Here is a 9392-nt window from a genome sequence, read left to right on the forward strand (position 1 = left end):
GGCGCGCGGGCGGACGGGGGTTTCGCCGTGCGTCCGGGCGGCGGCAGGCCGTCAGGCCGTCGGAGCGGTGGCGCCGGGCTCGGTGGTGCCGGGCTCGGCGGGCCGGAGCGGAGAACCGTCCAGGAGCGCCCGGGCCGGGCGCACCGAGCCGACCGGTTCGCCGTGTCCGAGGACGGGGACGACGGCCAGTTCGGCGAGGGTGTCGTCGGTGTCCACGGGGACGCCGAGCCGTCGCAGCGCGGCGGCCAGCACCACGGGACGGGCCCGGGTGGAGCCGTCCGCGATCTTGAGCGCGACGGCGGAGCCGTCGGGGAGCGCCAGGGCGTAGACCCCTTCCGCGCCGTCCTTGGCGACCGATCCGGGAAGCGCGCGCATCAGGCGGGTCACGTCCCGACCGGTCCCGCCGACGTACTCGGCGTGCCGGTTCATCGCCCGGGCGACCCGCTGTTCCGGGGATCCGGCGGGGCCGGTCGCCAGTGCGGCGAAGGCCCGGGCCAGGCCGCGGTAGCCGATGGCGAACAGGGGGGCTCCGCAGCCGTCCACGCCGGTCGCGGCGACCTTCTCCCCGGCCAGGTCCTCGACGGTGTCGCGCAGGGCCCGCTGCAGGGGATGGCCGGGGTCGAGGTAGGTGGCCGTGTCCCAGCCGTTGGCGACGCAGGTGGCGAGCATCGCGGCGTGCTTGCCCGAGCAGTTCATCGTCAGCGCGGTGGGGCCGCCGCCGGCCGCCAGGTGGTCCCGCAGTGCGGCTTCCCCGATGGGCAGCGCGGCCGTGCACCGCAGAGCGCCGGTGTCGAGGCCGGCGCCCCCGAGGATCTCGCGGACGCCGTCGAGGTGGAAGGCCTCGCCGGAGTGGCTGGCGCAGGCCAGGGCCAGCAGTTCGCCGTCCAGGTCGAGTCCGGCCCGCAGCATGCCGAGGGCCTGGAGCGGCTTGTTGGACGACCGGGGGTACATCGGGCGGTCGGTCTCGCCGACGCTCAGCACCGTCCGCCCGTCAGGACCGAGTGCGAGGACCGTCCCGTGGTGCACCGACTCCAGGAAGTCACCTCGCCACACCTCCGCCACCATCGCGTGCACAGCGCATTCCCCTCTCCTCGGCCCCACGGCCGAAAGGACGACTCGAACTGTCAACAGTTATCACTTTAACGTGGTCCGCGCCGGTGCCCCCGCCGGGTGCTGACATACTCGGACGCGGCCCTGTGCCACCGTCGGCCGCCGACGCCACGGCGCTCCGGCCCATCACCCCGGGCACACCCCCCGACCTGGCCGGACGACAGCGGCGGCCAGTCCCGAACGGACGGACACCACCCATGCCAGAGACCCTCCGGCGCGGCCTGGCGGGCCAGCTCGTGGGCACGCTCCGCGAGCGCGTCCTCACCGGCGAGATCCCGTCCGGAACCCGGATCAACGAGGTGGAGGTCGCCCGCGAGCTGGGCATCAGCAGGGGGCCGCTGCGCGAGGCCATCCGGCAGCTCGTCAGCGAGGGCCTGCTCGTGCACGTGCCCAACAAGGGCGCCGTCGTCTTCGAGGCCGGCCCGCGGGAGGTCGAGGCCCTCTTCGAGCTGCGGTCCGCGCTGGAGACCGCCGCCGCGCGCCTGGCCGCCGAGCGGCGCGACCGCAAGGACGTCACGGCCCTGCGCCGGGCGTGCGAACAGTCGAGGAAGCTGATGACCGGGGGCCGCCGGTTCGCCCACCGCAGCAGTCTCGACTTCCATCAGGCGCTGCTCGACGCGGCCCGCAGCCCCCGGATCGCCGAACAGGTGGAGCGCGTGCACCAGCAGATCGCGGTGCTCCGCAGCCGGCACAACGTGCCGGCCTCGCACACCGAGGCCTCGATAGCCGACCACGAGCACCTCGCGGAGGCCGTCGCCGAGGGCCGGGCCGACCGCGCCGCCGAGGTGATGGCCCGCCACCTCGACCGGGTCCGGGAGCAGATGATCGCGCACATGACGGAGCAGTGACGCCCAGCTGCCCAGCTGCCCAGCTGCCCAGCTGTCCACGGGCGACGGGCGACGGGCGACGGGCGACGGCCTCGGGCCCGGGCCGGGCTACCGCGCCGCGACCGGCTCCCCGCTGTCCTGGTCGAGGTTGAACACCCGCCGGTAGGAGTCGGTCACCACGGTGATCTGCGCCCGCCCGGTCCAGCTCGCCTCCACCAGCCGGGCGTCGCCCTGGTCCCTGCCGACGTCCGCCAGCGACCAGCGCCGGGCCGACCAGCCCTCACCGCTCTCCAGCAGCACCTGCCAGTGCTCGCCCGACTCCGGCCCGGTGGCGTACGAGCGGTGCACCACCACCAGGGCGCGCTCGGCCCCGGCCGGGGCGTCCTCCCGGCTGCGGGTCTCGGCCGCCGACACCTTGTGCGCGGCCACCACGCCGAGCAGGAACACCACCCCGGCGGTCACCGTGACGGCCCGGGTGGCCGTCCGCACCGCGGCCCGCAGGTCGCCCAGCCAGGCGGCCGCGATCAGCGCCGCCAGCGCGCCGCCGAGCAGCAGCTCCGGCCGGTTGAACAGGTCGGCCACCAGCATCCGCCCGCCCGACCGGCTCTCCCACTGCCCCTCCGTGTAGAGCAGCACGGCGGCCAGCCCGCCGGCCGCCAGCAGCCGGACCAGGACGCGCCTGGACCGGGACGTGCGTCGGTTCGTCGTCCCCCGGTTCATCGTCCCTCCGCCCCCGTTCCCCGTTCCCCCGTGGTCGCGGTCACAGCTCGGCGAGCAGCTTCCGGCCCTCCGGCCAGTCGCCCAGTCCGGAGTCGGAGTTGAGGTGCCCGTACGCGCCCGGCTCGACGTACCGGGCGCCCCAGGCGGCGGCGAACGTGCGGGCCCGCCCGGGGGAGACCCACGGGTCGTCGGTCGAGGAGACCACCACGGCCGGGAACGGCAGGGGCTCCAGCGCCACCGGGCGGAAGCCCACCAGCTCCGGGACCTCGGCGGTGTCGACGTCCGCCGGGGCCACCAGCAGCGCGCCCCGGACGGCGGCGGTCCGCCCGGCGGCGGCGGTGGCCGCCCAGTGGGCCGCCGTGACGCAGCCCAGGCTGTGGGCGACCAGTACCACCGGGCCCCGGGCGGCGGCCTCGGCCACCGCCGCGTCCACCCGGGCCACCCAGTCCGTCCGCTCCGGGTGGTCCCAGTCCGCCTGTTCGACCCGGCGGAAGGAGTCCGGCTCGGCCGCCTCCCAGCGGGTCTGCCAGTGCTCGGGGCCGGAGTTCTGGTAGCCGGGCAGGACGAGATAGGTGGTGCGGTCGGGCATGGGCTTCTCCGGGAGGGGGACGGTCGTGGGCAGCAGGATTCTAGGACCCGGGCCGCCGGCCTCCGCAGCCGGGCGCCCCACCGGCGCTCACTCTCCGCAACCGGCGCGTGCACGTCCGCATGCGCCGTTGCGCGCCCGGTGCGCCCCGTTGCCAACGGTGACCCCGGTACGGGAGGTTGGACCGGGCCCGGGCCGGCTGCCACCGCCCGGGGCCCGTACCCGACCTGAGGCTCGACCACGTGGAGGGATGTCGGCGATGACATCGAAGATCCTGCTCGTCACCGGGGACGCCGCCGAGTCACTGGAGGTGTTCTACCCGTACCAGCGGCTGCGCGAGGAGGGCTACCAGGTCGACATCGCGGCCCCGACGAAGAAGCGCCTCCAGTTCGTGGTGCACGACTTCGTCGAGGGGTTCGACACCTACACCGAGAAGCCCGGCTACACCTGGCCCGCCGACGTGGCCCTCGCCGACGTCGACCCGGCCGACTACGTGGCCCTGGTCATCCCCGGCGGCCGCGCCCCCGAGTACCTGCGCAACGACCCGGACGTGCAGCGGATCGCGCAGCACTTCTTCGCCGAGGACAAGCCCGTCGCCCAGATCTGCCACGGCCCGCTGATCACCGCCGCCGCCGGCGTGCTGAACGGCCGCCGCACCTCGGCCTACCCGGCACTGGCCCCCGACATCAAGGCGGCGGGCGCCGAGTTCGTGGACGGCGAGGCCGTGGTGGACGGCACGGTCGTCTCGGCCCGCGCCTGGCCCGACCACCCGGGGTGGCTGCGCGCCTTCGTCGAGGTCCTGCGCACCAAGGCGCCGCTCGCCTGACGCGACCCGGAGCCGTACCCGGAGCCGCACCCCGAGACGGCTCGGGGTACGGCTCCGGGGCCGTTCCGGGTTCGCTCCGGGTCGGACCCCGCCCCCAGGCCGAGGACCGGCGGCGGAAGGCCTGGCAGAGTGTCAGAACTCGGGGCCGGTGCTCCGGTTGACGACTCTGCCACGACCCAGACCAGGGAGGCCGGCATGACCGCCGCCCCGACCGTTCCGTTCACCGCCCGGACCGCGCCGACCACCGGGCGCCGCCGGCCGATCCTGCGCACCGCCGTCGCGGCCGCCGTCGGCGCGGGCCTGCTGGTCGCGCTCGCCCCCGCCGCCGTCGCCCGGCCCGCCGCCGGTCCGGCCGCCGCCGGGTGCGGAGGCCCGCACGGCTCCGCCGCCGTCCGCGCCGGCGCCGTCGCGACCCCCAAGGGCCGCGCCGACTGGGAGGCCGCCGACGCCGCCCTCGCCGGGATGACCGACCCCGGCTACGCGACCTCCGCCCTCGCCGCCGTCCGCCAGGACGGCCGGGTGGTCTGGCGCAACGCCACCGGCGTCGCCGAACTCGCCACCGGCGCGCCCGCCGACCCCCGGGGCTCCTTCCGGATCGGCAGCGCCACCAAGCCCTTCGTCGCCACCACGCTGCTCCAACTGGTCGGCGAGCACCGGCTGGACCTCGACGACCGCCTGGAGTGCCTGCTGCCGGGCGTCGTCCCCAACAGCACCGCGATCACCGTCCGGCAACTGCTCAACCACACCAGCGGCGTCGCCGACTACACCCAGGACCAGGCCTTCGACTTCCGGCGGCCGCAGTGGCTCGACGGCGGCCGCTTCCGGCACTACGGCCTCCAGGACCTGGTGGACATCGCCAACCGGTACCCGTCCGCCTTCCCGCCCGGCCGGGACTGGCAGTACTCCAACACCAACTACATCCTGATCGGGATGATCATCGAGAAGCTCACCGGCCACAGCTGGAACGAGGAGGTGACCCGCCGGATCATCCGCCCGCTCGGCCTCACCGGCACCTGGATGCCCGGCGACTCGCCCTTCCTCCCCGGCCGGTACGCCCACGGCTACTACAAGGCCGACACCGGCCCGGTGGACGTCACCCTGTTCAACCCCTCGATGGCCGGCCCCTCCGGCGCCGGCGTCTCCACCACGGCCGACCTGACCGCCTTCCTCGACGCCCTGCTCGGCGGCCGCCTGCTGCGCCCGGCCGAACTCGCCGCCATGCAGCAGACCACCGCCAACGGCGAGGGCCGCAGCTACGGCCTCGGCCTGCAGCGCCTGGACACCCCCTGCGGCTCCTTCTGGGGCCACGCCGGCGGCATCCCCGGCTACAGCACGATGATGCTCGGCTCGGCGGACGGCAGGCGCGAGTTCGCCGCGAACGCCACCGTCTACGACGCCCCGGACGACGCCGTCAACGCCGCCTGGAACAAGGTGATCGAGACCGCGCTGTGCGGAGCCCGGCCGGCGGCCGCCGGAACCGACCTCGCCCGCACGGCGCCGTGACCGACCCCCTACGCTGACCGGCGGGCGAACGGCCCACCGTCACCAGGAGGACGAGACATGGCAGAGCCGCTGATCGCCGCCGTCGGGGGCAGGGTGCCCGCCGTCGACCCGGGCGCCTTCGTGGCGCCGAACGCCGTCGTGGTCGGGGACGTGACCGTCGCCGCCGGCGCCGGTGTCTGGTACGGCGCGGTGCTGCGCGGCGACGCCGAGTCGATCAGTGTCGGCGCGGGCAGCAACATCCAGGACAACTGCACCCTGCACGCCGACCCCGGCTTCCCGCTGGTGGTCGGCGAGCGGATCTCGGTCGGCCACAACGCCGTGCTGCACGGCTGCACCGTTGAGGACGACGTGCTGGTGGGCATGAACGCCACCGTGCTCAACGGCGCCCGGATCGGCACCGGCTCGCTGGTCGCGGCCGGCGCGGTGGTGCCGCAGGGCATGGTCGTCCCGCCCGGCTCGCTGGTCGCCGGCGTCCCGGCCAGGGTCCGCCGGGAGCTGACCGAGGACGAGAAGGCGGGCATCAGGGCCAACGGCGCCGGCTACCAGCTGCTCGCCGAGGCCCACCGGGAGATATGAGGCCCACCGGGAGACACCGGCCCGCTGGAGCCTGTCCCTAGACCGCGGTCATCGCGGCCGCCGCCGGTTCCGTCGCCACGGGGGCGGGCCGGCGGCGGTCGACCACCCAGGCGAGCACCGCGATCAGCGTCCCCGCGGCGGCCAGGACCGCGCCGACCAGCGTCGGCGCGGTCCAGCCGAGCCCGGCGTCCAGCGCCAGCCCGCCGAAGTACGCGCCCTGGGCGTTGGCCAGGTTGAAGGCGCCCTGGACCGTCGCCGAGGCGAGGGTCGGCGCGCTGCGCGCCTTCCGGAGCACCAGGGTCTGCACGGCCGGCACGATCGCGAAGCCGAACAGCCCGATCAGCACCACCGTGACGGCCGCCGACCAGCGGGCGTGCGCGGTCACCGCGAACAGCGCCAGGGTGGCGGAGAGCAGCACGAAGGCCGCGCACACGGTGGGCCGCAGCGCCCGGTCGGCGGCGAACCCGCCCAGCACGTTGCCGATCGTCATGCCGACGCCGAACAGCGCGAGCACCAGGGTCACCGAGCCGGTGGCGTAGCCGGAGACGTTGGTGAGCAGCGGGGCGATGTAGCTGTAGCAGGCGAAGAAGCCGCCGCAGCCGAACACCACGGTGGCCAGCGCCAGCCAGAGCTGCCCGCTGCGGAAGGCCCGCAGCTCGTTCCGGAGCCCGGACTGGCCGGAGGAGGGCAGCGCGGGCACCAGCCGGGCGATGGCGAGCGTCCCGGCGGCCGCGATCAGCACGACCACCAGCATGGTCGCCCGCCAACCCAGGTGCTGGCCGAGCAGGGTCGCGGCCGGGACGCCGACGATGTTGGCGACGGTCAGGCCGGAGAACATCACGGCCACCGCCCGGGCCCGGCGGTCCGGTGCGACCAGCTCGGCCGCCGCCACCGCGCCCGCCCCGAAGAAGGCGCCGTGCGGCAGCCCGGTGATCAGCCGGGCGGCGGCCAGGGTCCAGAAGTCCGGCGCCACCGCGCACAGCAGGTTGCCGGTCGCGAACAGTCCGGCCAGCGCCACCAGCACCGCCTTGCGGGGCCGCCCGGCGGCCAGCGCGGTCAGCAGCGGCGCACCGACCACCACCCCCAGTGCGTACGCCGAGATCAGCCAGCCCGCCTGCGGGATGGAGACGTGGAGGCTGTCGGCGACCTGGGGGAGCAGCCCCATGGCGGCGAACTCGGTGGTTCCGATGGCGAACGCGGTGACGGCCAGCGCGAGCAGCGCGAGAGGCAAGGGGGTGACTCCGGAGTGATGCCGACGGACCGGGGAAGCGCGCGGCGGGACGAAGGTGGAACCGAGGTGGGACGGCGGTGGCACGGCGATGGGACGAATTCGTTCGTCCGGCATCCTAATCCGGCCGGATGACGGCGCTGTGAGGTGCGTGTGACGAAAGGGGGTCGCCGACACGGCTCCCGCGCGCGAGACTGGGAGCATGTGCCGCAACATCAAGACGCTGCGACCCCCCGTCACGCCCGACGCCGACGACGAGGACTTCCACGCCGCCGCGCTCCAGTACGTCCGCAAGGTGTCCGGGTTCCGCGCCCCCGCGGCGCACAACCGGGAGGCCTTCGACCGGGCGGTGGAGGCGGTCGCGGAGGCCACCGCCCGGCTGCTCGCGGAACTGGAGGTCCGCGGCCCGCACACGCGGGCCGCCGTGCCGGCCGAGGCCGCCGGGTAGGCAGGAGCGTGTGATGAAACCCGCCGAGCGCTACGCCCTCACCTTCCCCGGGACGCCGGGCACCCAGGCCCCGCAGGATGTCGTGGTGGTCACCCGCACCGACGCGAGCGGGCCGGGCGGCCACCCGGTGTACGAGGACGAGAGCGGCATCGTCCGGGCCGAGATCAGCGGCACCGGCGAGGTCCGGATGCTCGCCAGCGGCGGCCACCAGAGTCCCCACGTGCCGGTGCACGCCCACCCGCTGACCTGACCGGCGCGGCTGGACCGCCCGGAACCGGGAAGGGGTGAGGTCACCCGTGGTCGGGAACAATCGCCGTATGACCACAGCGAGTTGGCAGGGCGTCGTCATCGCCGAGAGCGACGACACCGTCGTCGTCGAGGGCAACCACTACTTTCCGGCCGAGGCGGTGCGCGCCGAGTACCTGCGCCCCTCGGACACCACCACGGTGTGCGGCTGGAAGGGCACCGCCGGCTACCACACCCTGGAGGTGGACGGGCGGACCAACCCGGACGCCGCCTGGTTCTACGCCGACCCCGAGCCCGGGGCCGAGCACGTGCGCGGCCGGATCGCCTTCTGGCGCGGGGTGGAGGTCGCCGAGTGAGCGGCCCAGGGCCGTGCCGTCGTCGCGAAAGGGGCACCGGGTTCCCATGGCAGTCTTCCGCAGGCCGGGCCGCTCCCGGCCGGCTCCCGAGCCGGATCTGAGCGAGCAGCTCGCCGAACTGGTCGAGGAGTCCGAGCAGCCCGTCGGCCCGGTCGCCGAGTACGCCGCGAAGCAGCGCGGCCGTGGCCGGACCGTGGTGCTGCACACCGCCCGGCTGCTCGGCCACGGCGGGCGGGCCGCCGCCAGGGGAACGGCCAAGGGCGCCGCGTACGGCGGCCGGGCCCTGACCGAACAGCTGGTGCGGACCGCGCCCCGGATCCCGGTGCGCGACCTCGCCACCCTGCGGGCGCAGCACCCGGACGCGGCCTTCCCGGAGCAGCTGGCCGACCTGCTGGTCACCGGCGCCGTCCGGGCCTCCAGCGCGCTCGGCGCGGGCGTCGGCGCGGCGGCGATGCTGCCGGTGCCGCCCGCGATGCCGCTGGAGATCGCCGCCGAGACGCTCGCGGTGGCGGCCGTGGAGATCAAGCTGATCGCCGAGCTGCACGAGGTCTACGGCACTCCGGCGCAGGGCGGTGCCACCCAGCGGGCCGGCGCCTACCTCGGCGCCTGGGCCAACCGCCGGGGGATCGACGCGAACCTGCTGGTGCGGCCCGCCGGCTTCGCCGCGCTGGCGATCAGCTCGGAGGTGCGCCAGCAGGTCCGCCGCCGGCTGACCCGCAGCTCGCTGCGCCACCTGCCGGCGGTGATACCGCTGCTGGTCGGCGCCGGCATCGGCGCGACCATGAACCGCCGCGACACCCGCCGGCTGGCCGGCGAGGTGCGGGCGGACCTGCGCGAGCGCCGCCCGGCGGACGGCGGCTACTGGGCCGAGGCCGCGCCGGCACCCAAGGGCGGGGCGGTGGAGGCCGACGGGAAGGCTCCGTAGCGGCGAGGAGCAGGACGGCGCGCCCGGGACCGGTCCCGGGC

At 75.5% G+C, this 9392-nt stretch carries 12 protein-coding genes; 8 read left to right on the top strand and 4 right to left on the bottom strand.

The window, feature by feature from the left end; all coding sequences use genetic code 11:
• Window positions 1-51 precede the first annotated feature (51 nt).
• Window positions 52-1065 carry an asparaginase gene (locus tag ACFVVA_RS39310; protein WP_387695497.1) on the bottom strand — a complete coding sequence of 338 codons (1014 nt, stop codon included), beginning with the start codon at window positions 1063-1065 and terminating at the stop codon, window positions 52-54.
• 242 nt (window positions 1066-1307) lie between these two features.
• Between ACFVVA_RS39310 and ACFVVA_RS39315 the strand changes: the two genes are divergently transcribed.
• On the top strand, window positions 1308-1958 hold the full coding sequence (locus ACFVVA_RS39315; protein WP_387695487.1) for a GntR family transcriptional regulator: 651 nt from the start codon (window positions 1308-1310) through the stop codon (window positions 1956-1958).
• A gap of 87 nt (window positions 1959-2045) precedes the next feature.
• Here the strand turns inward: ACFVVA_RS39315 and ACFVVA_RS39320 are convergent, their stop codons facing one another.
• Both ACFVVA_RS39320 and ACFVVA_RS39325 read right to left on the bottom strand, forming a co-directional pair.
• Window positions 2046-2657 (bottom strand): hypothetical protein, encoded by a 612-nt coding sequence (locus tag ACFVVA_RS39320; protein WP_387695488.1) that lies wholly within the window; start codon window positions 2655-2657, stop codon window positions 2046-2048.
• Window positions 2658-2697: 40 nt separating this feature from the next.
• Window positions 2698-3246 carry an RBBP9/YdeN family alpha/beta hydrolase gene (locus tag ACFVVA_RS39325; RefSeq protein WP_387695489.1) on the bottom strand — a complete coding sequence of 183 codons (549 nt, stop codon included), beginning with the start codon at window positions 3244-3246 and terminating at the stop codon, window positions 2698-2700.
• A 256-nt stretch (window positions 3247-3502) separates the two neighbouring features.
• Here ACFVVA_RS39325 and ACFVVA_RS39330 point away from each other — a divergent pair, with 256 nt between their 5' ends.
• The 3 genes from ACFVVA_RS39330 (at window position 3503) to ACFVVA_RS39340 (ending at window position 6148) form a co-directional block, all read left to right on the top strand.
• The gene (locus ACFVVA_RS39330; RefSeq protein WP_359912504.1) at window positions 3503-4069 is read left to right on the top strand and encodes a DJ-1/PfpI family protein; all 567 of its coding nucleotides are present in this window, start codon (window positions 3503-3505) and stop codon (window positions 4067-4069) included.
• A 195-nt stretch (window positions 4070-4264) separates the two neighbouring features.
• Entirely contained in the window at window positions 4265-5572 is a 1308-nt protein-coding gene (locus ACFVVA_RS39335) for a serine hydrolase domain-containing protein (RefSeq protein ID WP_387695490.1), read from the top strand.
• A 57-nt stretch (window positions 5573-5629) separates the two neighbouring features.
• A complete protein-coding gene (locus ACFVVA_RS39340; RefSeq protein WP_359912510.1) occupies window positions 5630-6148 on the top strand; it encodes a gamma carbonic anhydrase family protein in 519 nt (172 codons plus the stop codon).
• Between the two features lie 37 nt (window positions 6149-6185).
• Here the strand turns inward: ACFVVA_RS39340 and ACFVVA_RS39345 are convergent, their stop codons facing one another.
• Entirely contained in the window at window positions 6186-7379 is a 1194-nt protein-coding gene (locus tag ACFVVA_RS39345) for an MFS transporter (RefSeq protein WP_387695491.1), read from the bottom strand.
• A gap of 199 nt (window positions 7380-7578) precedes the next feature.
• Here ACFVVA_RS39345 and ACFVVA_RS39350 point away from each other — a divergent pair, with 199 nt between their 5' ends.
• The 4 genes from ACFVVA_RS39350 (at window position 7579) to ACFVVA_RS39365 (ending at window position 9351) form a co-directional block, all read left to right on the top strand.
• Window positions 7579-7824, top strand: coding sequence for a DUF2277 domain-containing protein (locus ACFVVA_RS39350; RefSeq protein WP_387695492.1), 246 nt, complete (start codon window positions 7579-7581; stop codon window positions 7822-7824).
• A gap of 13 nt (window positions 7825-7837) precedes the next feature.
• On the top strand, window positions 7838-8074 hold the full coding sequence (locus ACFVVA_RS39355) for a DUF6296 family protein (RefSeq protein WP_359912519.1): 237 nt from the start codon (window positions 7838-7840) through the stop codon (window positions 8072-8074).
• 67 nt (window positions 8075-8141) lie between these two features.
• Window positions 8142-8426 (top strand): DUF427 domain-containing protein, encoded by a 285-nt coding sequence (locus tag ACFVVA_RS39360; protein WP_387695493.1) that lies wholly within the window; start codon window positions 8142-8144, stop codon window positions 8424-8426.
• Between the two features lie 46 nt (window positions 8427-8472).
• Window positions 8473-9351, top strand: coding sequence for a hypothetical protein (locus tag ACFVVA_RS39365; protein WP_387695494.1), 879 nt, complete (start codon window positions 8473-8475; stop codon window positions 9349-9351).
• The last annotated feature ends 41 nt before the right edge of the window (window positions 9352-9392 follow it).

This window comes from Kitasatospora sp. NPDC058048, from assembly GCF_042885555.1.
GTDB lineage: Bacteria > Actinomycetota > Actinomycetes > Streptomycetales > Streptomycetaceae > Kitasatospora > Kitasatospora lactacystinica.

What these genes read in the sequence shown, in the direction of transcription:
- ACFVVA_RS39330 (WP_359912504.1), top strand. Translation starts at nt 3,503, where the DNA reads ATGACATCGAAGATCCTGCTCGTCACCGGGGACGCCGCCGAGTCACTG.
- ACFVVA_RS39310 (WP_387695497.1), bottom strand. Translation starts at nt 1,065, where the DNA reads ATGGTGGCGGAGGTGTGGCGAGGTGACTTCCTGGAGTCGGTGCACCAC.
- ACFVVA_RS39355 (WP_359912519.1), top strand. Translation starts at nt 7,838, where the DNA reads ATGAAACCCGCCGAGCGCTACGCCCTCACCTTCCCCGGGACGCCGGGC.
- ACFVVA_RS39360 (WP_387695493.1), top strand. Translation starts at nt 8,142, where the DNA reads ATGACCACAGCGAGTTGGCAGGGCGTCGTCATCGCCGAGAGCGACGAC.
- ACFVVA_RS39315 (WP_387695487.1), top strand. Translation starts at nt 1,308, where the DNA reads ATGCCAGAGACCCTCCGGCGCGGCCTGGCGGGCCAGCTCGTGGGCACG.
- ACFVVA_RS39350 (WP_387695492.1), top strand. Translation starts at nt 7,579, where the DNA reads ATGTGCCGCAACATCAAGACGCTGCGACCCCCCGTCACGCCCGACGCC.
- ACFVVA_RS39340 (WP_359912510.1), top strand. Translation starts at nt 5,630, where the DNA reads ATGGCAGAGCCGCTGATCGCCGCCGTCGGGGGCAGGGTGCCCGCCGTC.
- ACFVVA_RS39325 (WP_387695489.1), bottom strand. Translation starts at nt 3,246, where the DNA reads ATGCCCGACCGCACCACCTATCTCGTCCTGCCCGGCTACCAGAACTCC.
- ACFVVA_RS39335 (WP_387695490.1), top strand. Translation starts at nt 4,265, where the DNA reads ATGACCGCCGCCCCGACCGTTCCGTTCACCGCCCGGACCGCGCCGACC.
- ACFVVA_RS39365 (WP_387695494.1), top strand. Translation starts at nt 8,473, where the DNA reads ATGGCAGTCTTCCGCAGGCCGGGCCGCTCCCGGCCGGCTCCCGAGCCG.
- ACFVVA_RS39320 (WP_387695488.1), bottom strand. Translation starts at nt 2,657, where the DNA reads ATGAACCGGGGGACGACGAACCGACGCACGTCCCGGTCCAGGCGCGTC.